The 26,275-nt window shown below is 72.8% G+C and carries 22 protein-coding genes; 11 read left to right on the plus strand and 11 right to left on the minus strand.

The window, feature by feature from the left end:
* Positions 1-126: 126 nt before the first annotated feature.
* Positions 127-1,167: a LacI family DNA-binding transcriptional regulator gene (locus tag EDM22_RS08720; protein ID WP_122936677.1), complete on the minus strand. Its 1,041-nt coding sequence runs from the start codon at positions 1,165-1,167 to the stop codon at positions 127-129.
* Positions 1,168-1,392: 225 nt separating this feature from the next.
* On the opposite strand from EDM22_RS08720, the gene xylA reads away from it, so the two are divergent.
* The 3 genes from xylA to EDM22_RS08735 all read left to right on the plus strand — a co-directional run bounded on the left by xylA (position 1,393) and on the right by EDM22_RS08735 (position 4,491).
* Entirely contained in the window at positions 1,393-2,586 is a 1,194-nt protein-coding gene (xylA, locus tag EDM22_RS08725) for a xylose isomerase (RefSeq protein ID WP_122936678.1), read from the plus strand.
* A gap of 140 nt (positions 2,587-2,726) precedes the next feature.
* Positions 2,727-4,121 carry a xylulokinase gene (gene xylB, locus EDM22_RS08730; RefSeq protein WP_122936679.1) on the plus strand — a complete coding sequence of 465 codons (1,395 nt, stop codon included), beginning with the start codon at positions 2,727-2,729 and terminating at the stop codon, positions 4,119-4,121.
* A 115-nt stretch (positions 4,122-4,236) separates the two neighbouring features.
* Positions 4,237-4,491 (plus strand): hypothetical protein, encoded by a 255-nt coding sequence (locus tag EDM22_RS08735; protein ID WP_122936680.1) that lies wholly within the window; start codon positions 4,237-4,239, stop codon positions 4,489-4,491.
* Positions 4,492-4,677: 186 nt separating this feature from the next.
* Here the strand turns inward: EDM22_RS08735 and EDM22_RS08740 are convergent, their stop codons facing one another.
* Genes EDM22_RS08740 through EDM22_RS08755 form a run of 4 tightly spaced genes read right to left on the minus strand, consistent with a single transcriptional unit; the run spans position 4,678 to position 7,830 of the window.
* The gene (locus EDM22_RS08740; protein WP_122936705.1) at positions 4,678-5,826 is read right to left on the minus strand and encodes a glycerate kinase; all 1,149 of its coding nucleotides are present in this window, start codon (positions 5,824-5,826) and stop codon (positions 4,678-4,680) included.
* A 32-nt stretch (positions 5,827-5,858) separates the two neighbouring features.
* Positions 5,859-6,563: a ThuA domain-containing protein gene (locus tag EDM22_RS08745; protein WP_122936681.1), complete on the minus strand. Its 705-nt coding sequence runs from the start codon at positions 6,561-6,563 to the stop codon at positions 5,859-5,861.
* A 50-nt stretch (positions 6,564-6,613) separates the two neighbouring features.
* Positions 6,614-6,820, minus strand: coding sequence for a hypothetical protein (locus EDM22_RS08750; protein ID WP_122936682.1), 207 nt, complete (start codon positions 6,818-6,820; stop codon positions 6,614-6,616).
* Between the two features lie 38 nt (positions 6,821-6,858).
* Positions 6,859-7,830 (minus strand): alpha/beta hydrolase, encoded by a 972-nt coding sequence (locus EDM22_RS08755; protein WP_122936683.1) that lies wholly within the window; start codon positions 7,828-7,830, stop codon positions 6,859-6,861.
* A gap of 143 nt (positions 7,831-7,973) precedes the next feature.
* Between EDM22_RS08755 and EDM22_RS08760 the strand changes: the two genes are divergently transcribed.
* Complete coding sequence (locus EDM22_RS08760; protein WP_122936684.1) at positions 7,974-8,366, plus strand: cupin domain-containing protein; 393 nt, start codon at positions 7,974-7,976, stop codon at positions 8,364-8,366.
* Positions 8,367-8,426: 60 nt separating this feature from the next.
* Positions 8,427-8,813, plus strand: a complete 387-nt coding sequence (locus EDM22_RS08765) for a RidA family protein (protein ID WP_122936685.1) — start codon at positions 8,427-8,429, stop codon at positions 8,811-8,813.
* A 57-nt stretch (positions 8,814-8,870) separates the two neighbouring features.
* On the opposite strand, the gene EDM22_RS08770 is transcribed toward EDM22_RS08765, so the two are convergent.
* The 4 genes from EDM22_RS08770 to EDM22_RS19825 all read right to left on the minus strand — a co-directional run bounded on the left by EDM22_RS08770 (position 8,871) and on the right by EDM22_RS19825 (position 14,089).
* Positions 8,871-11,054, minus strand: a complete 2,184-nt coding sequence (locus tag EDM22_RS08770; RefSeq protein WP_212591917.1) for a beta-glucosidase family protein — start codon at positions 11,052-11,054, stop codon at positions 8,871-8,873.
* 142 nt (positions 11,055-11,196) lie between these two features.
* On the minus strand, positions 11,197-11,568 hold the full coding sequence (locus tag EDM22_RS08775) for a bleomycin resistance protein (RefSeq protein WP_122936707.1): 372 nt from the start codon (positions 11,566-11,568) through the stop codon (positions 11,197-11,199).
* A gap of 135 nt (positions 11,569-11,703) precedes the next feature.
* Positions 11,704-13,059, minus strand: a complete 1,356-nt coding sequence (locus EDM22_RS08780; protein ID WP_138708053.1) for a serine hydrolase domain-containing protein — start codon at positions 13,057-13,059, stop codon at positions 11,704-11,706.
* A 70-nt stretch (positions 13,060-13,129) separates the two neighbouring features.
* The gene (locus tag EDM22_RS19825; RefSeq protein ID WP_122936687.1) at positions 13,130-14,089 is read right to left on the minus strand and encodes a DUF2510 domain-containing protein; all 960 of its coding nucleotides are present in this window, start codon (positions 14,087-14,089) and stop codon (positions 13,130-13,132) included.
* 144 nt (positions 14,090-14,233) lie between these two features.
* On the opposite strand from EDM22_RS19825, the gene EDM22_RS08790 reads away from it, so the two are divergent.
* A complete protein-coding gene (locus tag EDM22_RS08790) occupies positions 14,234-15,280 on the plus strand; it encodes a LacI family DNA-binding transcriptional regulator (protein ID WP_122936688.1) in 1,047 nt (348 codons plus the stop codon).
* 35 nt (positions 15,281-15,315) lie between these two features.
* On the opposite strand, the gene EDM22_RS08795 is transcribed toward EDM22_RS08790, so the two are convergent.
* Positions 15,316-17,604, minus strand: a complete 2,289-nt coding sequence (locus EDM22_RS08795) for a family 78 glycoside hydrolase catalytic domain (protein WP_376917735.1) — start codon at positions 17,602-17,604, stop codon at positions 15,316-15,318.
* Positions 17,605-17,968: 364 nt separating this feature from the next.
* Positions 17,969-19,306, minus strand: a complete 1,338-nt coding sequence (locus EDM22_RS08805) for a DUF1254 domain-containing protein (RefSeq protein ID WP_122936691.1) — start codon at positions 19,304-19,306, stop codon at positions 17,969-17,971.
* A 183-nt stretch (positions 19,307-19,489) separates the two neighbouring features.
* On the opposite strand from EDM22_RS08805, the gene EDM22_RS08810 reads away from it, so the two are divergent.
* The 5 genes from EDM22_RS08810 to EDM22_RS08830 all read left to right on the plus strand — a co-directional run bounded on the left by EDM22_RS08810 (position 19,490) and on the right by EDM22_RS08830 (position 26,221).
* Positions 19,490-21,238: an NAD(P)/FAD-dependent oxidoreductase gene (locus EDM22_RS08810; protein ID WP_122936692.1), complete on the plus strand. Its 1,749-nt coding sequence runs from the start codon at positions 19,490-19,492 to the stop codon at positions 21,236-21,238.
* Between the two features lie 132 nt (positions 21,239-21,370).
* Entirely contained in the window at positions 21,371-22,777 is a 1,407-nt protein-coding gene (locus tag EDM22_RS08815) for a GNAT family N-acetyltransferase (protein WP_122936693.1), read from the plus strand.
* 342 nt (positions 22,778-23,119) lie between these two features.
* Complete coding sequence (locus EDM22_RS08820) at positions 23,120-24,058, plus strand: sugar ABC transporter substrate-binding protein (protein ID WP_245989286.1); 939 nt, start codon at positions 23,120-23,122, stop codon at positions 24,056-24,058.
* Between the two features lie 127 nt (positions 24,059-24,185).
* Positions 24,186-24,938: an ATP-binding cassette domain-containing protein gene (locus tag EDM22_RS08825; RefSeq protein WP_122936695.1), complete on the plus strand. Its 753-nt coding sequence runs from the start codon at positions 24,186-24,188 to the stop codon at positions 24,936-24,938.
* Entirely contained in the window at positions 24,935-26,221 is a 1,287-nt protein-coding gene (locus EDM22_RS08830; protein WP_122936696.1) for a sugar ABC transporter permease, read from the plus strand. Before EDM22_RS08825 ends, EDM22_RS08830 begins: the two co-directional genes overlap by 4 nt.
* Positions 26,222-26,275: the final 54 nt, after the last annotated feature.

A 26,275-nucleotide genomic window follows, 5' to 3' on the forward strand; every position in this document is an offset into this window, starting at 1 on the left:
TCCTTGGTGGGGTGGTGCTGGGTGGGGATGGTGGGTGGATGCGGCCGGGCGTCGATATAGTCGAAGCGCTTCGACGACGAGCCGCGAGGAACGCCGGCTCGATGGGGGCGGAGAGCCGGCGAGGTCTCAGTCGGGCGGATGCGCCGCCACGGAGCCGTCGGCCGCCTCGCCCACGGAGCCGTGCTCGTGGTACTCGGGGGCGATGAGGCGCACGCCCGGCGCGGGCGGCGCAGGGGTCATCGACTGCATCGCCAGGTCGACGGCGAGATCGCACGAGGCCTGGGGAATGAGCGGGATGACGTCGAGGGGCGGCTGGAACGAGGTGGTGTCGAAGGTCGCGCCGACCGAGACGACGGCGACGTCGCCGGGCACCGAGAGCCCTCGGGCGGCGAGCGCGTCGAGCACCGCGAGGTGGGTCGCGTCGTCGCAGTGCAGCACGAGGCCGGTGACCCCGCGCTCGAGCAGGGCCTCGACGGCGGCGCGCACGGCGGCACCGCGCGTCCCGCCCGCCTCGGGGCGCTCGACGGAGGAGTCGAGCCCGAGCTCGGCGGCACGCCGCTCGAATCCGGCGCGGACGCGCGGCGGGAAGTTGGACCGGAGGTACGCGCCCGGCGGGTGTCCGACGAGGCCGATCGAGCGGTGGCCGGCTGCGGCGAGGTGGTCGACGGCGAGCGCCGCAGCCGCCTCGAAGTCGAGGTCGACGCAGACGAGGCCCTCATGATCGTTCGGCACCCCGATGAACACCGAGGGGATGTCGAGCCGTCGGGCGAGGCCCACCCGCTCGTCGTCGGGGGCGACGTCGAGCACGAGCACCGCGTCGGCCAGCCCGCTGGATGCGACGCGGCGCATGCCCGCCGTCGCCTCCTCGTCGGTGAGCAGCAGCACGTCGTAGTCGTACCGGCGGGCCGCGATCGAGGTGGCGAGCACGAACGACATGTGGGCGGGCGCATGGGTGTCGGCGCGGAACGGCTCGGTCAGCGCGAAGATGTTGGTGCGCCGGCCGGCGAGCATGCGGGCGCCCGCGTTGGGCCGGTAGTCGAGCTCGCGCACGGCCTGCTCGATGCGGCGGCGGGTCTCGGCCGAGATCGTGCGCTTGCCGCTGAGCGCATACGACACGGTGCTGATCGAGACGCCGGCGGCCTTGGCCACCTCGTCGATCTTCGCCATGTCGGACTCCCTCGTCTGGGTGCTGCACGCCTCGACGGGGGATCGTCTAAGCGCTTCGATTGCTACGTCGGGCACTGTACGCACATCGATTCGGCGTGCGCAAGTGTTTTGTGGAATTTGAGAACAAATGGCTCTCCGGCGTGCGCGACGACTTGCGCGGCGAGCCCGCCACGGCTTATGTTGTATATGCCAACAAATCAACGTCGATGCCCGAAAGGCCCGCCCATGGCTCCCACACCCACTCGCGACGACAAGTTCTCCTTCGGCCTCTGGACGATCGGCTACAACGGCACCGATCCCTTCGGCGGCCCGACGCGCAACGCCCTCGACGTCGTGCACGTCGTCGAGAAGCTCTCCGAGCTCGGCGCCTACGGCCTCACGTTCCACGACGACGACCTCTTCGCGTTCGGCTCGACCGACGCCGAGCGCCAGAAGCAGATCGACCGTCTGAAGCAGGTGCTCGCCGACACCGGCGTGATCATCCCGATGGTCACCACCAACCTCTTCAGCGCCCCGGTCTTCAAGGACGGCGGCTTCACCTCGAACGACCGCCAGGTGCGCCGCTTCGCCCTGCGCAAGGTGCTGCGCAACCTCGACCTCGCCGCTGAGCTCGGCGCGAAGACGTTCGTGATGTGGGGCGGCCGCGAGGGCGCCGAGTACGACGCCGCGAAGGACGTCCGCCAGGCGCTCGAGCGCTACCGCGAGGCCGTCAACCTGCTCGGCGACTACGTGACCGACAAGGGCTACGACCTCCGCTTCGCGATCGAGCCCAAGCCCAACGAGCCGCGCGGCGACATCCTGCTGCCGACGGTGGGCCACGCGCTCGCGTTCATCGACTCGCTCGAGCGCCCCGAGCTCGTGGGCCTCAACCCCGAGGTCGGCCACGAGCAGATGGCGGGCCTCAACTTCGCCGCGGGCATCGCACAGGCGCTGTACCACGACAAGCTCTTCCACATCGACCTCAACGGCCAGCGCGGCATCAAGTACGACCAGGACCTCGTGTTCGGCCACGGCGACCTGCACAACGCGTTCGCGCTCGTCGACCTGCTCGAGAACGGCGGCCCCGACGGCGGCCAGGCCTACACGGGCCCCCGCCACTTCGACTACAAGCCGAGCCGCACCGAGGACGAGACCGGCGTCTGGGACTCGGCCGCCGCGAACATGCGCACCTACCTGCTGCTGAAGGAGCGCGCCGCGGCCTTCCGCGCCGACCCCGAGGTGCAGGCGGCGCTCGAGGCCGCCAAGGTCTTCGAGCTCGCCCAGCCCACGCTCGGCGCGGGCGAGTCCTACGACGACCTGCTCGCCGACCGCTCGGCCTACGAGGACTTCGACACGAGCGCCTACCTCGGCGGCAAGGGCTTCGGCTTCGTGCGCCTGCAGCAGCTGGCCACCGAGCACCTCATGGGCGCTCGCGGCTGACCGTCCGTCTCGCCGTTTCAGGAACGGCGACGCCTCGATCGGCGTGTCGGCATCCGACACGCCGGCGGGCGGCACAGGGTTCCTGAGCGGCGCCCCAGGGTCCGCACGCCACGTCCACTCACCCGCACCGGGAGGAAGCAATGCCGCTCGTCGCCGGCGTCGACTCGTCGACGCAGTCCTGCAAGGTCGTCATCCGGGACGCCGCGACCGGAGCGCTCGTGCGCTCCGGTCGTGCTCCGCATCCCGCCGGCACCGAGGTCGACCCCGCCGCGTGGTGGGGCGCCCTGCTCACGGCGTTGGCGGATGCCGGTGGGCTCGACGGCGTCGCGGCGATCTCGATCGGCGGGCAGCAGCACGGCATGGTCGTGCTCGACGCCGAGGGCCGCGTCATCCGCGATGCCCTGCTCTGGAACGACACCCGTTCGGCGCAGGCGGCGCGCGAGCTGATCGGCGAGGTCGGCGCCGACGAGTACGCGCGCCGGACGGGTGTCGTGCCCGTCGCGTCGTTCACGGCGACGAAGCTGCGGTGGCTGCGCGACGCCGAGCCCGACAACGCGGCGCGCGTCGCGGCGGTCGCCCTCCCCCACGACTGGCTCACCTGGCGCCTGCGCGGCTACGGGCCGGTCGGGGAGTCGCCGCTCGGGCCCGTGCTCGACGAGCTCACCACCGACCGGTCCGACGCGAGCGGCACGGCGTACTGGGGCGCGGCCGGCTACGACCGCGAGCTGCTCGTGCGCGCGCTCGGGCACGACGCGATCCTGCCGCGCGTGCTCGGTCCGGCGGATGCCGCGGGCCGCACGCCCGACGGCATCCTCGTGGGCCCCGGCGCGGGCGACAACGCCGCCGCGGCACTCGGGCTCGACGCGGCATCCGGCGACGTCGTCGTCTCGATCGGCACGAGCGGCACGGTGTTCGCCGTCACGGACTCCCCCGTCGCCGACGTCTCGGGCACGGTCGCGGGCTTCGCGGATGCCACGGGCCGGTTCCTGCCGCTCATCGCCACGCTCAACGCGGCGCGCGTGCTCGACGCGACCGCGGGCCTGCTCGGCGTCGACCACGCCGAGCTCGGGCGCCTCGCCCTGCAGGCGGAGCCCGGGGCATCCGGCGCCGTGCTCGTGCCGTACTTCGAGGGCGAGCGCACGCCGAACCTGCCCGACGCGACCGCGTCGTTCACGGGCCTCACGCTCGCGAACACGACGCGCCCGTCGATCGCGCGCGCCGCCGTGGAGGGGCTGCTCTGCGGGCTGGCGGACGGACTCGACGCCGTGCGCGTCCAGGGCGTCCAGGCACGCCGGCTGCTGCTCATCGGCGGCGCCGCCCAGAACCCCGCCGTGCAGGCGGTGGCGGCGCAGGTGTTCGACCTGCCGGTCACGGTGCCCGCGCCCGGCGAGTACGTCGCCGACGGCGCGGCTCGCCAGGCCGCCTGGGTGCTCACGGGCGAGCGGCCCGCGTGGCCGGTGGCGTCGGGCGATCCGCTGCCCGTCGACACGCGTGCGGTGATCCGACGGCAGTACGCCGAGCGCGCCGCGGTGTGACACGCCGCGGGCGCCCAGGCAACCCCGGTGGCGCATCCGGCCGCGGCGCGTAGCATGCAAGGTGAGACGTCGCCTGGATGACGGCGCCCCGCAACGCTGGAGTGAGGGAGCGAAGATGTCCGAACCGAACGAGCCCGCAGAGCAGGATCGCCTCGAGGGCAGCTACACGGAAGTCGACGGAGAAGCGCCCCACGAACGCACCGTGGCGGGCGTGTACACGCGCGAAGAGGGCGAACCCGACGACGAGTCCACCGTCGGCGACTACACCTCCACCGAGGAGCACCCCGACGAGCACGACGCGTCGGAGCGGCACGGCAAGTTCATCCGCGGCGCCGACGCCAAGCCGCACCCGGGGCCGCACAAGGTCTGAGCCCGCGCCGCCCGCGCTCGCGCGCCGGTCGGTCGCCTGTCGCACAGGTGGCCGACGGTGCGTGAGCGCAATTCCGGAGGCGCCGCGCGACACGCCGCACCGGCGGGGCGCGACACGCCGAGCTTCGGCGCGCCGCTCCGGAGTTGCGGGCGCGCCCGTCGGCACGCGGCGGGCCGAGGGGGACCGTCAGCCGGTCGCGCGGGCGAGCTCGGCGCCGGCGGCCTCGAGCCAGTGCCGCGTCTGGGCCATGGCCGCGTCGCTGCCCCCGGCGAGCCCGGCGAGCGAGACGGATGCCACGAAGCCCGCGGCTGCGGCATCCGCCGCGATGACCCCCGCGACGAGCAACGGTCGCGCGCCCGTCTTCGCGGCGCGTGCGAGCACCTCCGACGGCACCTTGCCCGCGGCGGACTGCCCGTCGAACCGCCCCTCCCCCGTGATCACGAGGTCGGCGTCGTCGAGCGCCGCGTCGAGTCCGATGGCGTCCGCGACGGCCGCAGAGCCGCCGGCCATGCGGGCGCCCCAGGCGAGCAGTCCGAAGCCCGTGCCGCCCGCCGCTCCGGCGCCCGGCGCCCGCGCGAGCGAGTGACCGCCGGGAACGAGCCGGACGAGCCGGGCGAGGTTCGCGTCGAGCACCTCGACCGTCGCGGCATCCGCCCCCTTCTGCGGCCCGAACACCGCAGCGGCGCCGAGCTCGCCGAGCAGCGGGTTCGTGACGTCGCTGAGGACGAGGGCGCCGCCGGCGGGCAGGGGACGCAGCCCTGAGAGATCGACTCTCGCGACCGTGCCGAGCCCGCGGTTGCCGAGCTTGACGGGCCGGTTCGCGGCGTCGAGGAACGACCCGCCGAGCGCCGCGAGCGCCCCGACCCCGCCGTCGGTCGACGCGCTGCCGCCGAGGGCGAGCAGGAGGCGGGTCGCCCCGCCGTCGAGGGCCGCCGCGATCGCCTCGCCGAAGCCGAGCGTGTGCGCATCGAGGGGCCGCAGCGGGTCGAGCATCGTGATGCCGCTCGTGAGGGCGAGCTCGACCACGGCCGTCCCGTCGGGCAGGCGGAGCCACGCGGCGTCCGCCGGCCGGCCGTCGGGTCCGTGCACCGTGACGGGCACGCGCTCGGAGCCCGGCACGGCGGCGGCGAACGCGTCGAGCGTGCCCTCGCCGCCGTCGGCCATCGGTCGCAGCAGGAGTTCGTCGCCCGGATGCACGGTGCGCCAGCCGCGTGCGAGGGCGGCCGCGGCATCCGCTGCGCTCGCCGTGCCCTTGAAGGAGTCGGGCGCGATCACCACCCGGCGCGGGACCGCGACCGGACCGCCGGCCGAGCTCGCGGCCGCGCCCGTGTTCATCTCCGGGCCGCCGCCCGGACCCACCCCGCCGCTCACGACGCGTCGAAGGTGGGCGCCGGAACCCGCGAGAGCCACACGAGCGCGCGGTCGAGCAGGGCGCGGTGCGCCGCGGAGTCGTACGACCGCGCGTCGTGGCCGAGCGCGTCGTAGACGAGCCGGGAGTGGCCGAGCTCGCGCGCCCAGATCAGCGGGTGGCGGATGCCGCCCTCCTCGTGCTCGGCGATGGGCTCGATGACGTCGAGCAGCCGCAGCCCCGAGTAGCGCTCGTCGAAGACCGTGAAGTCGCTGAGGCCCTCGCCGATGGGGTGCGCGCCGACGAGGTGCACGAGCGCGCTGCCGATGGGCGGATGCCACGACGCGCCCTCGATCCACCGGGCGCCGATCGCTCGGCCGAACGCCGGCACCTCGGGCAGGGTGGCCGCTGCGGAGTGGACCGCGAGCACGCCGATGCCGCGCGCGAGCGCGGCGTCGAAGCCGGCGGTCGCCGCGGCCACGTCGGCCTCGCGGGCGGGGCCGGGGTCGTCGACGCCCTCGGGCCGGCCCACCTCGGGGTTCCCCGCGTTCACGACGAGCAGGTCGAAGCCGTCGAGCCGGGCGAGTCCGCCGAGCAGGTCGTCGCTCACCTCGACGCGATAGCCCGCGCCCGTGACGATGCCCGCGAGCGCGGCACTCGTCTCGTCGAAGTGGTGCCACGGGTCGGCATAGCGCCCGGAGCCGCTGAGGATCACCGCCCGCATCTCGCCTCCTCCGCTCTCGCGTGCATCGTAGCCCCGCGCACCGCCGATCCTCATGACCGGCACACCATCGCCCAGCCGAACGTGTCGAGCCGCACCCGCTCCACCCGCTGACCCGAGATCGCGTCGACGCCCTCGACGGGCACCTCGACTGGGTCGCCGCCGTGGTCGACGAGGGTGAGCAGCGCGCCGCGCCGCATGGCCTCCACGCGCTCGGGCAGGCCGGCGAGCACGGGCTCGTCGCCCGCCCCGGCGAGCACGAGGTCGACGACGGCGAGGGCGCCCGCCCGTCAGCCCGTCAGCCCGCCAGCACGCGACGGACCCACGCCTCCCGGGTCTGCACGGCCCGTTGCGACACGGCGGCGGACGGCACGATGCCCTGGAACCCGTGGAATCCGCCCGCCCAGACGTGCAGCTCGGCGCTGCCGCCCGCCGCCCAGATCCGGCTCGCGAAGGCGACCGTCTCGTCGCGGAACACCTCGGCGCTGCCCGCCTCGAGGTACGCGGGCGGCAGGCCCGAGAGGTCGTCGGCGCTGGCGCGCCCGGGCGCCGCGAAGATCGACACGTCGGCGGTGCCGCGCCGGTCGCCGAGCAGCGCGGTCCAGCCGGTGTCGTTGCTCGTGCGGTCCCAGATGCCCACGCCGTCGATCTGGCGCGCCGAGCGGGTGTCGTTGCGGTCGTCGAGCATCGGCCACATGAGCAGCAGCGCGGCCGGCATCGAGCCGCCGCGGTCGCGCGCGAGCAACGTGGTGCCCGCGGCGAGCCCGCCGCCGGCGCTCTGGCCGCCGAGCAGCACGCGGTGCGGGTCGAAGTGCAGCTCGCCGGCATGCGCCACGAACCACTCGAACGCCGCGGCGCAGTCCTCGACCGGTACCGGGTCGGGGAAGTCCGGAGCGAGGCGGTACTCCACCGTGGCCGCGACGGCGTCGTGCTCGAGCACCCACTCGACGAGCATCGGGGCGATCGACCAGCGGTTGCCGCCGATCATGCCGCCGCCGTGGATCAGGAAGACGCCCGGCGCCGCGGCATCCGCGTGGTCGCTGCGCCGCAGGACCGACACGACGATCTCGCCGCCCTCGAACCCCGCGACGGCGTGGTCGGTCACCTCGACCGGGCGGCCCGCGATCAGGTCCGCCATCGCCGGCGGATGCCCGGTCGCCGCCCGGAAGTCGGCGATCGTGGCGGGTTCCACCGTGGTGAAGAACGCGGGCAGGCCCTCGAGCGCCGGCGCGAGCTCGGCGTCGAACGGCGGGCGGGCGGGTGCGGCCATCTCGGTTCCTCCGATCCCGGCCACTGCCTCATGCCCGGTGCACCCCATCATCGACGGGTTCCGGCCGGGCCGGAAGGCGGCGCGACCGTGGCGAGCGAGGCGAGCACGCGGGGATACTGATTGGAAGCACACGGAGGCGCTCCATGCAGACCCGCTCGTTTCCTTCCGCTCCGGACGGTCGCTCGCCGGCCGGGGCCGAGATCCGGCACCTGATCGACGGCGAGACCGGCAACATGATCCACTCCACCGTCCCGCCGGGGCAGGTCAATCGGGCGACCGTGCACGCCACCGTGAGCGAGTTCTGGCACGTGCTCTCGGGCGAGGGGCAGATCTGGCGACGAGACGGCACTGGTGAGCAGACGACCGTCCTGGAGCGAGGCGTCTCCATCGACATCCCCGTCGGGACCGCGTTCCAGTACCGGTGCACCGGTGTCGAGCCGCTCGAGTTCCTCTGCATCTCGATGCCGCGCTGGCCCGGAGACACGGAAGCGACGGCCATCGACGGGCCGTGGGAGCCGACCGCCCCCGAAGGTTGACGAACGGAGTGTCGGCGGTCGGCGGGACACTCGGTTGGACCTGAACGAAGGGACACCACCATGACCCCGCAACCGACCCCGGTCGACCCTCCGCAGTTGCCGCGCAGCCCCGCCTTCGCGCAGGGCATGATCGTCGCCGCCGGGCCGACGCTCTACGTCGGCGGGCAGAACGGGATCGACGAGACCGGCGCTCTGCTCGACGGGCTGCGGGCGCAGACCGAGCAGGCCCTGCGAAACGTGCTCGCTGTGCTCGCAGAGGCCGGCAGCGGCCCCGAATACGTGGCCAAGCTCACGATCCACCTCGATCCGAACGTCGATCCCGGCGCGGCCTACGCCGCCACCGGCGCGGTCTGGGGCGATCATCGCACGGCCGTGACGGTGCTCGCGGTGGCCCCCGCGAAGCCCGGCGCGCTCGTCGAGATCGAGGCGATCGCCGCACTCCCCTGAGCGCCACGGCGCCAGGAGCGTCGCGACCGATGCGCTCGGGGCGTCGCGACCGAATGGTCACGCCCCGAACGTGCGCCCGTCCAGCTCGGCCGCAGCGCTGAGCACGTGGTCTTCGGCGTTCTGCCCGACGGCCACCTCGTGCCGGCCGCCGAGCATGCGCCACGCCCCCGCATCCGCGTCGTACCGTGCGAGCACTCTCGGCTCGGCCACGATCGTGACCCTGCGCGACTCACCGGGCTCGAGGTGGAGCCGCTCGAACCCGAGCAGGCGCAGCCTCGGCCCGTCGGGCGCGTCGGTCAGGTAGACCTGGGGCACGTCGGCGCCGGGCCGCCCACCGGTGTTGACGACGGTGAACGACGCGGTGATCGTCGTGCCGCCGTCGACCTCGAGATCCTCGTAGTCGAAGCTCGTGTACGAGAGCCCGTGCCCGAACGGGAAGAGCGCACGTTGCCCGGTCTTCGCGAACCAGCGGTGCCCGACCTCCGCGCCCTCGTCGTAGCGGATCGTCGTCGGGGTGCCCCACGGCGTGCCGAGTCCCGGCAGCTCCGGCCGGGGCGTCTGGTCGAGGCTCGCGGGGAACGTGATCGGGAGCCGGCCCGAGGGCTCGACCGCTCCGGTGAGCACCTCGGCGATCGCCCGGCCGCCGGCCTGACCGGGGTACCACGCCTCCACGATCGCCCGCACCCGGTCCCGCCACGGCATGTCCACGGCGTTGCCGGTCTCGAGCACCACGATCGTGTTCGCATTCGCGGCGGCCACCCGCTCGATGAGCTCGCCCTGGCCCCACGGAAGCGACAGGTCGGCGAGATCGTAGCTCTCGCCCTCGGGGCGGATCGCGAAGACGATCGCGACGTCGGCCCGTGCGGCGAGGAGCGCGGCCTCGGCGGCGTTCATCCCCGGATCGAAGTCGACGGATGCCTCGGGCAGGAGTCGCTTCAGCTCCGTGAGTGGCGAGCTCGGGTGCAGGTAGAGGTTGCGCGACGGCCCCATCACCCCCGCTCCGCCGATCGGCACGACCGCGGCGAACCCGCCCGCGGGCGTGACGGCGCTCGATCCGGTGCCGGCGGGAACCCCGAGCTGTGCGTACCCGCCGATGACCGCCACGAGCGCACCGGGCTCGGTCGCGAGGGGAAGGATCCCGTCGTTCGCGAGCACGACGATCCCGCGGCGCGCCGTCTCGAGGGCGATCGCGTCGTGCTCCGCGGCGTCGGGTGCTCCGGCCGCGCCCGAGTGCACCGCGGCATCCGCCGTACCCGTCCGGTCGGCCTCGTCCCACGCGTCGACGCCCACGGCGAACATCGACCGCAGGATGCGCCGGACCATCTCGGAGAGCCGTTCCGGCGTGAGCCGTCCATCGGCATGGGCCGCGCGCAGCTTGTCGGTGAACGCCTCGGACTTCCACATCAGCACGTCCATCTGCGCACCCGACTCCTGGTCGAGCCCGGCGTTCGCGAACTCCCAGTCGAGCGTCGCGCCCCAGTCCGACATGACCCAGCCCGGATACCGCCACGCGCCCTTCAGCACGTCCTCGATGAGGATGCGGTTTCCGCCCGCGTACTCGCCGTTGACCTTGTTGTAGCCCGTCATGACCGAGCCGGGCTGCGCCCGCTCGATCGCGATCTCGAAGGCGAGCAGGTCGGACTCGCGGTGCGCGACGGGATCGATGATCGCGTCGAGCCAATGGCGGTTCGTCTCGTTGCAGTTGAGCGAGTAGTGCTTGATCGTCGAGATCACGCCCTCGCCCTGGATGGCGCGGATCGATTCGGCCGCGAGGGTCGCGGTGAGCAGGGGGTCCTCCGACAGGTACTCGAAGTTCCGCCCGTTCCGCGGGTCGCGGGCGAGGTTGACGCCGCCCGCGAGCTGCACGTTGAACCCGCGACTGCGCGCCTCGCGACCGACGAGCGCTCCGGATGCCGCGGCCATCGCGGGATCGAACGTGGCGCCGAGCGCGATGCCCGACGGCAGGGCGGTCGCGGTGTCGCCGCGCCGGTACCCGGGATTGGTGACCCCGAGGCTCGCATCGCTCATGAGGAGCGACGGCACGCCGAGCCGCGGGATCCCGGGCGTGTACCCGGCGCTCATGGGCACGCCCTCCGGGATCCGGGGATCGCGCACCGGATTCACGGTGTTGACGCCCATGACGCTGACGATGAGCGAGAACCGCTCGTCGTCGGTCATCTGCGCTTCGACGTCGCGGGCCCGCCGGTCGACGTCTGATTCGGCATCCGGCTTCCGCTCCATCGCGCCAGCGTCCATCCTGTGCCCCCGATCGCCCCGCCCACCTGGATGACGAAACCGAGTCAACCTCCTCGCGGTTCGCGGCACAAGGTTCCGACCCCGTGAGGTCGCCGAGTGCAGTCCGGCGCCGCGGCGCAGGAGCGGATCAGCCCGAGGGCTCCTCGATGAGCGTCAGCAGGGTTCCGTCGGGGTCGACCAGATGGCCGGCCCGCAGCCCCCAGTCCTGCGCGGCGACCTCATGGAGGCGCGGGAAGCCGGTCGCACGGACCGGAACGCCGGCGGCGGCGATGGCCTCCGCCAGTTCGTCGACGTCGGCGACGCGGAGCGTGCAGCGGAACGAACTCGCCGCGGGATCGAGATCGGCGAAGGGGAAGAACTCGAGTTCCAGGTCACCCCGCCGGAGGATCATCCAGCCGTCGTCGCGGAAGACACTCGCGAAGCCGAAGCCGCGATAGAACGCCTCGGTCACGTCGAAGTCCCGGGACGGGAGGTTGGGCACCGCGCGATCGCGAGTCATGCAGTCCATCATGGTTCGCATCGTGCCCGTCCGCACGGCGCGAGACCACTCTCGAGCCCGTCAGTGTCAGAGCACAACCATCGGCGCGGGCGCGACCGCCTCGCCGAGGCAGACCGACCGACCCCTCGTCCCCAGTCATCCCCAGGGCGCGGTGCACGGTCCGGTCGGCGCCTCGATCACCACGGGGAGCAGCACCGGCGCGAGCGCGGCCCCGACCTCGAGCGACGCGACGCCCGTGCCGCCGTCGCCGTTGCCCAGCAACGCGAAGACCGCACCGGTACTCGGGAAGTACGCGACGCTCGTGCCATAGCCGGGCTCGGCGCCGTTGTGGGAGACGCTGAGCACGCAACCGGTGCCTGGGTCGTGCTGCACGCCGATCCCGAGGCCGTAGCCGTTGCCGCCCGTGCCCGAGTTCGGCGCGACATCCGCGTACCTGGCGGCCTGCAGCGCGGGTGTCACTCCGGCGCCCGCGCCGAGCGCCTCGCCCCACGCATGGATGTCGTCGAGCGTCGACACCATGGCGCCGGCCGCCCCGCCCTGGCCGTTGGACCAGTCGACGGTGTCGACGGGCTCGCCGCGCGCTGGGCAGAAGAGCGAGTAGCCGTGGGTCAGCGGCGCGACGACCTGCCCGTCGAGTGCGTAGCGGCTGCGCTCCATGCCGAAGGGCTCCGCGATGCGGTCGTGGATGAGCGAGGCGAGGTCACTGCCGGTCACCTGCTCGAGGATCCCACCGAGGAGGAAGTAGTTCGTGTTGGCGTACTCGTATCCCTCACCGGGCGCGAAGTCCGCGCGGGGGGTCGCCGCGCCGATCGCGATGAGTTCGTCGGACGTGGGGATCGCGTACGGGTCGGCGCAGATGCGGTCGACCTGCGGCTGGCCCGACTCGCCGACGCCGCTCGACATGTTGAGCAGCATGCGCACGGTGATGCGCCGCGCCTCGGGGAAGTCGGGATACCAGCGGTCGAGCGTGTCGTCGAGGCGGACGCCCGAGTCGGGCTCGCCGATCACCTGCAGCATCACGCTCGCCACGATCGTCTTCGTGATGCTGCCGATCTTCTGCTGGTTCCCCCGCTCGATCGGCGCAGCGCTGTCGATGTCGGCGACGCCTCGCGCCGAGACCCACTCGCCCTCCCCCGGGATCCACAGCCCGACGATGACCCCGGGCATCCCGGATGCCGCGAATCCCTCATCGAGCGCCGCCTCGAGCTCGGCGACGAGCGCGGGGTCGAGCGGTCCGGATGCCTCGGGCGCAGCCGTCGCAGTGCCGGATGCCGCCGGCTCGCCATCGCCGGCCCCGGAGGTGCCCGACCCGGCGAGGTTCGCGGCACCGACAACCACCGCGATGATCGCGAAGACGGCCACGACCGCCGTCGACCAGCGCAGCACCCGGCGCCTCCGCCGCGCCGCGATGGGATCCCCTCCGCCGGTTTCGTCCCCGTGCGGCGGGCCGCCCCGGCCGACCTCGTCGTCGGGACCCGCTGGCTGGCTCATGCCGGATGCTACCGCGGATGCGTTCCGGCGGTGGGGAACGTCGGACGCAGTGCCGACTGCGCCATCCGGCTCACTGCACGTTGGTGAAGATCGCGTCCTCGTAGTCGAACGACGGGGCGATCTGCATCGTCAGCGAGTTCGGATCGGCGACGGACCACGCCTCGGTCCACGTCACCGACTCGCCCGGAAGCACCACCGTGGTCGGCGGCACGCCGATCTGGGTGCCGTCCGCCGTCACGTCGAAGATCTGGCTGGCCTCCTGGCCGCCCGACGACAGCCGGGTGTAGACCACCGGTTGGAGGTTCTCGGTCGAGTTGTTCGTGATCGTCATGGTGAAGGCGAGCTGGCTGGCCTGGTCGGCGCCCGCGGCGAATTCGGTCGGGGTGTAGGGCTCGGGCGCGGAGACCGTCAGCTCGACGTCGTCCTCCCACACCATCGTGTCGCCGAAGGCGAGGTTGCCGACCGGCCCGGGCTCGGGCGTCGCCTCCTCCGACTCCGACGCCGCGGGCGGCTCGGTCGCCTCGGAGGTCGAACCGATGATCCCCTCATCTTCGAGCGCCTGCTGCACGGGCCCCGCGACGATGACCACGACGAAGACGATGGTGCCCACGATCCCGCCGACGATCGCGAGGATGAGCGCCGTGATGGCGGGCCACTTCCGGCCCGGCAGGAAGAGGGCGATGATCGCCAGGATCAGCGCGATCGGGAGCAGCACGGCGCCCACGAAGAAGGTGAAGGGGATGACGGCGAGGATGAACCCCACCCCCGCGACGGCGAGCGCGACGATCCCGAGCACGTTGGTCTTCGCCGGGGGCGGCGGCACCGACCCGCCCGGCGACACGGCAGCGTACGGCATCGCGGCCGTCGGCGCGACGGGCGCGACCGGCGCGGCGGCGACCGGCTCAGCCGCCGCAGCGGCAGAGGCCGCGAGCGGCGCGGTGTGCTCCGTCCACTGGGTGCCGTCCCAGTACCGCTGGGCGCCCTGGCCGTCGTCGTACCAGCCCGCTGGTGCATTCGTGGGATTCGTCATGCCGCCGATGATGGCAGACCGCCGCGACGCACAGTCGGGCCCTATGGCCCGTGCGGCGTCGCCAGGGCGAGACGCCCGACCACGGTGCTCCCGCGGAAGTCGCGCGATAGAGTCGCCCACAAGCTGGGCACTGCAGGAGGACCGATGATCGGCGAAGGTGTCGAAACGCCGCGGAGCGCGCCTGCCACGCTGCACGATGTCGCACGAGAGGCGGGGGTCTCCCTCGCCACGGCCTCGCGATCGCTCAACGGCAGCACCCGCAAGGTCAACGAGGAGTACCGGCAGCGCGTGCTCGCCGCCGCGGCGCGGCTCGACTACTCCCCCAACCTCTCGGCGCAGGCGGTGGCGCGCGGCACCACGACCACCGTCGCGCTGCTGGTCGCCGACATCGCCGACCCCTACTTCTCGCAGATCGCCGCGGGCGTCGTGCGCGAGGCCGACCAGGAGCGGCTCATCGTCACGATGGCCGCCACCGAGCGCGAGCCCGAGCGCGAGCTCGAGCTCGTGCGCAACCTGCGGGGCCAGCGTCCGCGCGTGATGATCCTCGCGGCGTCGCGCCGCGACGGCGACCCCAACGGCGACGCCCTCGAGGCCGAGCTGCGCGCCTACGAGTCCAACGGCGGCCGGGTCGCCTTCGTGAGCAGCACCGACCTCCCGTTCCGCACCGTGCAGCTCGACAACCGGGCCGGCGCCGAGGCGCTCGCCCGCTCGCTCACGGGCCTCGGCTACCGTCGCTTCGCAGCCATCACGGGCGCCGAGGGCCTGCGTACCGGCGACGACCGGCTCGCCGGCTTCCGCGACGGGCTCGCGGCATCCGGAGCCACCCTCGACCGCGTCGTGCGGCCCGCGTTCACGCGCGACGGCGGCTACGAGGGCATGCGGCAGCTCCTCGACGAGGGCCTCGACGGCATCGAGCTCGTCTTCGCGGCGAACGACGTCATGGCCGTCGGCGCGATGTCGGCCATCCGCGACGCGGGGCTCACCCCCGGCACGGATGTCGCGGTCGCGGGCTTCGACGACGTGCCCACGGTGCGCGACGTGACCCCGCCGCTCACGACCGTGCGGATCCCCCTCGAGGAGGTCGGGCGCCGTGCGCTGCGCCTCGCGCTCGGCGACGCCACGGCCGCTGACGAGGAGGCGGTGCACACCGAGGTCGTGCTGCGCGAGTCGACCCCGGCGCGCACCGCGTAGGCGAGTCCAGGGCGGGACCCCGCTCGTTCGTCGGCTCAGGCGGTCTCGAGCGCCGCGACGGATGCCGCGTGCGGCACCACGCGCTCGTGCACGCCGGGCGCGAGCACCTCGTCGTCGCGGCCCGGCAGGCGCAGCGTGGCCTCCGCGCCCGCGGGCACCTCGGTGCGCACGTGCAGCTCGCCGTCGGCGAGCTCCCAGCGCACGGCGGCGTGTCCGTGCGGCGTCTCGAGCGAGACATCCGCCCAGGTGAGGTCGCCGCCGGGCCGGGGCGCGATGAGGATGCGCCCGTAGCCGGGCTCGAGCGGCGCGAGGCCGCCCACGACGCGGTGCATCCAGTCGACGACGGCGCCGAGCGCGTAGTGGTTGAAGCTCGTCATCTCGCCGGGGTTGATCGAGCCGTCGGGCAGCATCGAGTCCCAGCGCTCCCAGATGGTGGTCGCGCCCATGGTGACGGGGTGGAGCCACGACGGCGACTCCGTCTGCAGCAGCAGCCGGTAGGCGTCGTCGAGGTGGCCCGTGTCGGTGAGCGCATCGGTCACGAACGGCGTGCCGGCGAAGCCCGTCGAGATGCGGTACCCGGATGCCGCGACGAGCTCGGACAGGCGGCGGCCGGCGAATGCGCGGTCGTCGTCGTCGAGGATGCCGAAGACGATCGCGAGGGCGTACACGGTCGTGCAATCGCTGAAGATCACTCCGTCGGTGACGTAGTGCTCGGCGAACGCGGCACGCAGGCCGTCGGCCATTTCGCGGAACTCCGCCGCCGCCGCCGTGTCGCCGAGCACGTGGGCGGCGTTCGCGGTGAGCGTCGCGCTGCGGTAGGCGCAGAGCGTCGCGACGACCGAGGGGTTCGCCTTCGCCGCCCACGGCTGGTCGGGCGCGGCATCCGGGTCGAGCCAGTCGCCGAACTGGAAGCCGGTGTCCCACAGCCCGGTGGGCGAGAGCTTGCTGCGCACGCGGCGCACGTGGCCGGCCATCGACGCGAACTGGTCGGCGAGCACGCGGCGGTCGCCGTACGCGGTCCAGAGCGCCCACGGCACCCAGACCGCCGCGTCGCTCCAGACGGCGGATGAGTCGGGCTCGGGGAACTCCGCCGGGTGCTCGACGTACTTCAGCACGTCGGGCACGACGAAGGGCACGAGGTCGTCCTGGTGGCGCTGCTCGGCGGCGAGGTCGCGGAGCCAGTCGCGCAGGAAGCCGTCGACGTCGTACAGGAACGCCGCGCTCGGCGCGAACGCCGAGAGATCGCCCGTCCAGCCGAGGCGCTCGTCGCGCTGCGGGCAGTCGGTGGGCACGTCGAGGAAGTTGCCGCGCATGCCCCAGACCGCGTTCTCGTGCAGGCGGTTCAGGAGCGGGTTCGACGTCTCCATGCGACCGATGCGGCGCAGCTCCGAGTGCACGACGATCGCCGTGAGGGCTCCCTCGCCGATCGCGTCGACACCGCCCGGCCAGCCGTCGACCTCGACGTAGCGGAAGCCGTGGAACGTGAAGGTGGGCTCGAAGACGTCATCGCCGCCGCTGAGCGTGAACCGATCGGTGGCCGCGGCGGACCGCAGGGGGCGCGTGCCGAGCTCGTCGCGCTCGAGCACCTCGGCGTGACGCAGGGTCACGACGCGGCCGGCCTCGCCGCGCACCGCGACGCGCACCCAGCCCACGAGGTTCTGCCCGAAGTCGACGAGCACGGCGCCGCTCGGCGAGGTCGTGATCGAGACGGGCGCGAGTTCCTGTTGGCGGCGAACCGGAGGTCCGACGTAGGGCTCGAGCAGGTCGAGGTCGAAGTCCAGCTCGTGCACGCCGGTCCACGCGTCGGAGGCGAAGCCAGGGAGCGTCCAGTCGTTGCTGCGCAGGCGGGCGTCGATCGACTGTCCGTCGTAGAGGTCGTTCGCCGTCGTCGCCGAGGGGCCGGCCGACCACGTGGCATCCGTGCCGATGACCTGCTCGTGCCCGTCGGCGAAGCGCACCCGAAGCTCGGCGAACGCGCCGAGCTCCTCGCCGTAGTACCTCGAGCCGCCGGCCCACGCGAGGCGGCCGCGGTACCAGCCGTTGCCGAGCGCGACGCCGATCACGGTCTCGGGGGCGACGAGCGACGTGACGTCGTACTCGGCGTAGCGCACGCGCCACTCGTAGCTCGTCCAGCCCGGCGTGAGCAGGTCGTCGGAGACGGACCTGCCATTGATCCAGGCCTCGCAGACGCCGAGCGCCGAGAGCAGAAGGGTGGCCTGCGCGACGTCGCCGTGGCCCTCGTCGAGACGGACCTCGCCTCGCAGGAGCGGCGCACCGGAGAAGTCGTCGTCGGGGGCGATCATGCGCGCGTGCCACTGGGTCATGGTCATCTTCCTGTTCGGATCGTCGTTGAGGAACGGGTCGGCCGCATGGGTCGAGTGAAACGGTTCAACACGAATGTTAGCACCAAACACGAGCGAACACTTGACTTTCATTGAGCGATGTTCAGTTTCACCTGATCATACGCCCCGCACGCGCATCACCCGCACTCGGCGGGGACCCCTGGCGGAGTCGGCCTCGCCGTGGCCGTGCGACGGCTCGCCGACTCAGGGGGCGTCTCGACCCTCCGCGGCGTCGTCGCCACGATGCCCGAGGGGCCCGGACGGCGCGCCCCGTGGCGCGAGGTCGTCGCCCGCACCGCCTCGGCGTTCGACCGGTGCGTGGCGCCGCACCTCGCGGCGGCCGCGGTCAGCCGAGCTTCGTGATCGCCGGCATGACGAACGAGCCGTCGAGCACGGCCGCACCGGGCTGGTAGACGCGCAGCAGCGGGCGGAAGTCGCCCTCGGGCGCGGGCAGCCAGTTCGCCGCGGCGGCCTCGTCGTCGGGCCGGTCGTGCTGGATGCGGATGACGAGCGAGCCGTCTTCGCCCGTGACGATGCCCGGCGTGCGGTCGCCGATCGAGTAGCGCGCGATCGGGTTGTCGACCAGGTAGAACTCGGGCGTCGAGTACATCGTGACCGACCAGAACGCGTCGTTGGGCGGCAGCTCCGTGAGCCGCAGCTCGTAGGCGTTCGCACCGTTCAGCTGCGCGCCGTCGGCATCGACGAACACCTCGGCGTAGAACGCCTCGTAGCCGTGGTTGCCCCACAGTCCGTTCCGCGCGGAGCGGGCACGGGTGACGTAGGACTCGGCGCGGTCGGCGATCTTCCACTCGGGCGAATCGATCGTGCCGAGGCCGAGGTGGTCGACGTTGTAGTCGAAGCCGTGCGGGAATCCGCGCCAGCCGTTCGGCGCCGAGGCCGTGTCGGAGGGGTCGGGCTTCGAGATCTCCTCGATGTGCGCGCGACCCTCGGCGAACGCGTGCGCGAGGTGCTCGTCGAGCTCGCGCGATACGAGGCCGTACGGGTTGCCCGGGTCGGTGAGCCCGTAGTCCGCGAATCGACGGAGGAACGCGACATCCGGGGCCGCCGGCGGGAACGCGCGGGCCCAGAGCCGGAGCAGCTCCCAGAACTTCAGGTGCTCGGGGATCTCCGGTGACGGCTGCGGGATGCCGCGGAGCGGGCCGTTCCCCTCGAGCGGGGTGAGCGTGAACTGCGGCTGCAGCGCGAGCACCCGCGGCACGTCGTCGTCGCCGTCGACGGCGAGGCGGCCGACGATCGTGGCGATGTCGGTGGGCGCCTCGATGACGCGCACCCCCGCAGGGACCTCGCCCGACCATCCCGGCGGGGTGATGAGGAAGGTGGCCTCGGCCGTGCCGGTCGCGCGACGGCCCACGTAGGCGAAGTTGTTCGTCCACGCGTCGACGAACTGCAGCACGTAGTACGCGCCGTCGGTGTCGGGCACGTGCAGCAGCAGCGGGCCGCCCGAGAGGTCGAGCTGCGCGAGCGAGTAGAGCGTGTCGTTGTTGACGCTCACGAACCTGCCGTCGGGCGTCGCGAGCTCGGTCGCGTGCGCGAACGCGTTGAACGGCGCGGGCGGGAGCGACGCCATGCCGTGCGCCGCCAGCGCCTCCACCGACGAGATGTTGTAGACGAGCGGATAGCCGAAGACATACGCCTCGACCAGATGGCGCTCAGTTGAATCCATCGAACCCCCCAGGTTCAGGCACGGCCGGCGCCGGGCACTCCTGTCAGGCTAGCGGCGGGCCCGCGAGGGGGCGAGGGACGAAAGCCGCGTCGCCCACGGTGCGCGACTCCCCGCCCCGGCGGTACACTCGCGACGAGGCGGCCCGGGCAGCCGCTGCGTGCCGCTTCGAGGGAGGCGAACGGGATGGATGCCACACCGACGCGTCGGCCGGCGGCGATCCTGGTCGTCAGCGCCGATCCGGCGGTCCGCGACGACCTCCTCGTGCCCCTGCGCCGGAGGTACGCGGAGGACTACCGCATCGTCGAGGCGGATGGACCTCAGGCCGCGGTCGCCGCGATCGACGAGCTGCGTGCGAGCGGAGGCGACCTCGCGCTCGTACTCGCCGACGACCCGGCGCCGGTCGACGCCCATGAGAGCGTCTTCGCCGCGGCGCGACGTGCCTTCCCCGACGTGCGCCGCGGGCTCGTCATCGAGTGGGGCTCGTGGGCCGAGAGCGAGACCGCCGACACCGTGCTCCAGCTCGTGTCGCACGTGCAGATCGACTACTACGTGGTTCGCCCCGCCCACGCGATCGACGAGTCGTTCCATCGGGCGGTCACCGACTTCCTGCGGGAGTGGGAGGCGGCGGTCGGCAAGCGCCACCGCGGCTTCACCGTCATCGGCGAGGCGACGCAGCCGCGCACCCACGTGCTCCGCAGCATCCTCGCCCGGGGCGGCGTGCCGACGGACTTCCTCGACCCGGCGTCGCACGACGCGCGCACGCTCCTCGAGGCCGCCGGCGTCGAGTACACCGGCGCGCCGATCGTGCGGACGCTCAGCGGACGCATGCTCGTCGACCCCGACGACGCCGAGCTCGCCCGTGCCCGCGGCCTCGAGACCTCGCTGCCGCAGCGCACCGTCGACCTCGCGGTCATCGGCGCCGGACCGAGCGGACTCGCCGCGGCGGTGTACGCGGCATCCGAGGGCCTCGACACCCTGGTGCTCGAGGGCGAGTCGATCGGCGGGCAGGCGGGCTCGAGCTCGCTCATCCGCAACTACCTCGGCTTCTCGCGCGGGGTGTCCGGCTCCGAGCTGGCGCAGCGCGCCTACCAGCAGGCCTGGGTGTTCGGCGCCCGCTTCGCCCACACGCGTCACGCCGCGGGCCTGCGCCGCGTCGAGGGCGGCTTCGAGGTCGATGTGGCTCCCGGCGACACCGTCAGGGCGCGGGCCGTCGTGCTCGCGACCGGCGTGAGCTATCGCCGGCTCGCCGCGCCCGGGCTCGAGCCGTTCGTCGGGTCGTCGGTCTTCTACGGCGCCTCCTCCGTCGAGGCTCGGGCGCAGTCGGGCCGCGACGTGCTCGTCGTGGGCGGCGGCAACTCCGCGGGCCAGGCGGCCCTGCACCTCGCCCGCTACGCCCGATCGGTGTCGCTCGTCGTGCGCGGCGACTCGCTCGCCGCGAGCATGTCGAAGTACCTCATCGAACAGCTCGAGGCCGCCGGGGTCGGGCTGATCACGCGCTCGCACGTGGTCGACGCGGCGGCATCCGACGCCGATCGGCTCGACCACGTCGTGCTCGAGCGCACCGACGACGGCGAGCGCCGCTCCGTGCCCGCCGACGCGCTGTTCATCACCATCGGCGCCCGGCCGCACACGGGGTGGCTGCCCGCCGAGGTGCTGCGCGACCGCTGGGGTTCCGTCCTCACGGGCCCCGAGGTGATCGCCGAGGGCGGACCGGACGCCTGGCTCGGCGACGGCGAGGGCCCCGCGCCCCTCGAGACCTCTGTGCCCGGAGTCTTCGCCGTGGGCGACGTGCGACGGGGTTCCGTGAAGCGGGTGGCGTCGGCCGTGGGCGAGGGATCGGTCGTGATCTCCTCGGTGCACGCCTACCTCGCCGCGCTCGCCGACGATCGCGCCGACGAGCCTGCCGACGAGCACGCCGACGCCGGCGCCTGAACCGCGTGGCGGAGACCGCCGATCCCCCATTGAGGGCCCGGGAGGCATGATTGCGGGAGCGCTCCGGAATACGCTTGCCGGGTCGTGGGGTCCATTCTGCCCGCCATCAGGCGCGGTCGCTACGCTGGAGGGATGTCGTTCGATCCCTCCGGTGTGCCCGTCGACCCTGCAGCATCGGCGGCGCTCGCCCGCAAGGGCCTGGACTACCGGCTGCTCGACCCCGCCGATCGCGAGGCGTTCGAAGCATGGATCGAGGCCGACCACCGCGGCTTCCACCACGCGCGGCCCCGCGCCGCGGGCATCGAGCACGAGGTCCGCGTCATGTCGGAGCGCCGAGTGCACGGCGTCTACGACACCACCGCGGCCGACCCGGCGATCCCCGTCGCGACCGTGTCGAGCTGGCCGACGGGACTCAGCGTGCCCGGCGGACGCAGCGTCGACGGCTGGGCCGTGAGCTCGGTCACCGTGTCGCCCACCCACCGGCGCCGCGGCATCGCCCGCGCCCTCATGGAGGGCGAGCTCGCGAACGCACGCAACGCGGGCGCGGCCGTCGCGATGCTCACCGTCACCGAGGCGACCATCTACGGGCGGTACGGGTATGCGCCCGCCGCGAGCAGCGCCACGGTCGAGGTCGACCGCGGGCGCTCCCACTGGATCGGCCCCGAGGCCCCGGGTCGCGTGCACTTCGTGGAGCCTGCCGGGCTGCGCGAGGTCGCGGCGGCGATCTCCCGTCGCGCGGTCGCCCGCACCCCCGGCGAGATCGACCGCTGGTCGGGCGTGCTCGACCGCATGCTCGGGCTCGCCGACCCCGAGTCCGACGCGGCCCGCGCCCTCCGCGCGGTGCGCTACGACGACGAGCACGGGCAGCCGCAGGGGTTCGCCGTCTACCGCATCACGCGCGAACCGAACCACCCCGGATGGCTCGAGTTCGACGCGCTCGCCGCCGCCACCGACGACGCCGAGCGCGAGCTGTGGCGGTTCCTCCTCGAGGTCGACTTCGTGACCGGTGTGCGCGGCTACCTGCGCTCGGTCGACGAGCCGCTGCCCTGGCTCCTCGAGGACCGCCGCGCCGTCGCGTTCCGGGACGTCGTCGATCACCTGTGGATCCGCATCGTCGATCCCGTCGCGGCGCTCGCCGCCCGCCGGTACGGCGCCGCGGGCGAGCTCGTGCTCGAGATCGATGATCCGCTCGGCTACGCGGCCGGCCGGTACACGCTGCTCGCCGCCGCCGACGGCCGTGCCCATGTGCACGGCCCGGGTGGCGATGACGAGACGACGGATGCCGAGGCGCCCCGCGGCCGCGAACGCAGCCGCCGCGCGGCATCCGACGACGTCTCGCCCCGCGCCGCCTCGCGCGCCACGGCGCCGCGCGGACTCCGGCTCGGAGCTCGAGAGCTCGCCGCGATCTACCTCGGCGGGGTGCGCCCCTCGGCCCTCCTGCGGGCCTCGCGCATCGCCGAGCTCTCGCCCGGATCGGCCGAGCTCGCCGACCGCATGTTCGCGTCGGAACGCACGCCGCACCTCAGCATCTGGTTCTGAGCCTCACCCCAATTCGGGGGGTGCCATGAGAGCGCTCCCCCGACTGCGGCGCGATGCCGCCGGAGAGGCACCGACCGAACGGTCGGTGAGTTACCCAAGCGTTATCAATCATTTGTTCGCTTCGGCTGCATTTGCGCGAGCATGGCTGTGCACCCGCCAAGGACGACGGGGGCACCGCGAGGGGTCGACCTCACCTCAGAGAAGGGGGAGAGCCCGATGAAGAAGTCTTCATTGCTCTCTACTGCTGCACTCGCCGGCATCTCGGCGCTGCTGCTTGCTGGCTGTTCGAGCGGTGGCAACGATGGGGGCGGGGCGAGCAACGCGGACGCGAAGCGCGCCTGCGTGATCCTCCCCGACGCCGCCTCATCGCCGCGTTGGGAGAACAACGACCGTCCGTACCTCGACGACGGCCTCACGGCCGCCGGATTCGAGACGGACATCCAGAACGCCCAGGGCGACACCAACAAGTACGCGACCATCGCCGACCAGCAGCTCAGCAAGGGCTGCGGCGTCATGCTCCTGGTGGACTACAACGGCGCGGGTGCCGCGGTCGCCGAGAAGGCCAAGGGCGAGGGCATCCCCGTGATCGCCTACGACCGGCCGATCGAGGGCGCCGACTACTACGTCTCGTTCGACAACAAGCAGGTCGGTGCGCTCGAGGGCCAGTCGATCGTCGACGGGCTGAAGGCCGCCGGCAAGGACCCGGCCACGGCGATCGTCGTGTACATGGGCGGTGACCCCGCCGACGGCAACGCCAAGATGTTCCACGACGGCGCCGTCGAGGTCATGTCGGCCGCCGGCATCAAGCCGGCCGCCGAGCCGCCGGGAGTCTGGGACGGCGACAAGTCCGCCACGAACTTCGAGCAGGCGCTCACCTCGCTCGGCGGCAAGGTCGACGCGGTCTGGGTCGCCAACGACACCAACGCCGCGGGCGTCATCACGATCCTCGACAAGAACGGCCTCACCGTTCCCGTCTCGGGTCAGGACGCCTCGATCGCCGGCCTGCAGAACGTGCTGCTCGGCAAGCAGACCGCCACGGTCTACAAGCCGATCAAGCTCGAGGCCGACGCCGCGGTCGAACTCGCGGTCGCGCTGCTGAACGGCGAGAAGCCCACGGCCGACCAGAAGCTCGACGACGGCACGCCGTACATCGCGGTCACGCCGCAGCTCGTCGGTCCGGAGCAGGTCAAGGACGTCGTCGACGCCGGCGACGCCGATGCGACCGAGCTCTGCGCAGGCGAAGTCGCCGCCGCGTGCGAGAAGTACGGCATCAGCGGATAGCGACACCAGACGGAGGAGGTCCCGGGACGCGCCGAGAAGGTGCGGCCCGGGACCTCATCCGCTCTCCTGCGCCGGCCACCGGCGTGCCACACTGAATCCTGGACAGCGTCGTCTGAAAGGAACCCGCATGGACAAGCCCATCATCGAGCTGACGGGGATCGTCAAGAGCTTCGGCCCGGTCAGCGTGCTCAAGGGCGTCGACCTCAACGCCTACCCGGGCAGGGTCACCGCGCTCGTCGGCGACAACGGCGCCGGCAAGTCGACGCTCATCAAGGGGCTCGCGGGCGTGCAGCCGTACGACGCCGGCACCGTGAAGTTCGACGGCGAGGAGGTCGTGCTCCACACCCCGCGCGACGCAGCCCGCCTCGGCATCGAGGTGGTGTACCAGGATCTGGCCCTGTGCGACAACCTCGACATCGTGCAGAACATGTTCCTCGGCCGCGAGGAGACGGAGTTCGGCACGTTCGACGAGGGACTCATGGAGCGCGAGGCATCCGACACCCTCCGCTCGCTCTCGGTGCGCACGGTCAAGTCCGTGCGGCAGAAGGTGTCGTCGCTCTCCGGCGGCCAGCGGCAGACGGTGGCGATCGCGCGCGCCGTGCTGAAGAAGGCGCGCGTCGTGATCCTCGACGAGCCGACCGCCGCCCTCGGCGTCGCCCAGACCGAGCAGGTGCTGAACCTCGTCAAGCGACTCGCCGAGCAGGGCGTGGCAGTCATCATCATCAGCCACAACCTCGCCGACGTGTTCGCCGTCGCCGACCACATCAGCGTGCTGTACCTCGGCCACATGGTGGCGCAGGTCGCGACGGCCGAGACCACCCGCGACGACGTCGTCGGGTACATCACCGGCACGAAGACCCCGACGGGAGCGAGCGCATGACCACGCAGAAGTCGACCCCGGTCGCACCCGACACCTCGGTGACCGACGTCGCGCCCGACCTCATCGGCAGCGGCCAGGAGGGCACGGTCGGCGACCAGTTCCGGGCCTGGCTCCAGCGCATCCGCAGCGGCGAGATGGGCGCCCTGCCGGCCATCGGCGGGTTCATCGTGCTGAGCATCCTGTTCTCGGCGCTCAGCCCGTTCTTCCTCACCGAACGCAACTTCGCCAACCTCATGACGCAGGCGGCCACGCTCGTCATGCTCGGCATGGCGCTCGTGTTCGTGATCCTGCTCGGCGAGATCGACCTGTCGGCGGGCGTCACCGCCGGCGTGACGATGTGCATCTTCATCGTGCTCGTGAACGTGCAGGGCTTCAACTGGATCGTCGCGCTCGCGGTCGCCTTCGCGACGGGCATCGCCATCGGCACGTTCATCGGCTTCTTCGTCGCGAGAGTGGGCATCCCGTCGTTCGTCGTCACGCTGGGCCTCTTCCTCGGCCTGCAGGGCGTCGAGCTCATGATCATCGGCTCCGGCGGGCTCTACCGCGTGCAGATCCCCGAGATCCTCGCCATCCAGAACAGCAACATGCCGCCGTGGGCGGGCTGGGCGATGCTCGTCGTCATCCTCGCGGTCTCGGCCGGCACCTCGTTCTGGGACCGCGCCCGCCGCACCCGCGCCGGCGTGCCGAACCGCACGATCACCCTCGTCTGGATCAAGCTCGGCGTCATCGCGGCGCTCGGCGGCGTGGTGGTGTACATCCTCAACCAGGACCGCGGGCAGTCGGTCCGCGCCGTCCAGGGCGTGCCGATCGTCGTGCCGATCGTGCTGGCGATCCTGTGGGCAGGCACCTTCGTGCTCGACCGCACGAGGTACGGCCGGTACATCTACGCGATCGGCGGCAACGCCGAGGCGGCACGTCGCTCGGGCATCAAGGTGGTCATGATCCGCTGGACCGCGTTCATCGTGTGCTCGACGCTCGCGGTCGTCGCCGGCCTCTTCTCGATCAGCAAGGTCGGGTCGGTGGATGCCGCGGCCGGGCGCGACCTCGTGCTGAGCGGTGTCGCGGCGGCGGTCGTCGGCGGCGTCAGCCTCTTCGGCGGACGCGGCCGGCTCCTGCACGCGGCCATCGGTGCGCTCGTGATCGCGGTCATCACCAACGGGCTGGGCCTGCTCAACCTCCCGGCCGGCGTCAACTACGCGGTGACGGGCGGCGTGCTCATCCTCGCGGCCACGGTCGACGCGGTCTCCCGCACCCGGTCGGGCGGCTCGCTCTCACGCAACTGACGGCGGTGCGCATGCGGATGCCGCGGGGCTCGGGCCCCGCGGCATCCGCATGCG

It is taken from the genome of Agromyces tardus, from assembly GCF_003710805.1.
Classification (GTDB): domain Bacteria; phylum Actinomycetota; class Actinomycetes; order Actinomycetales; family Microbacteriaceae; genus Agromyces; species Agromyces tardus.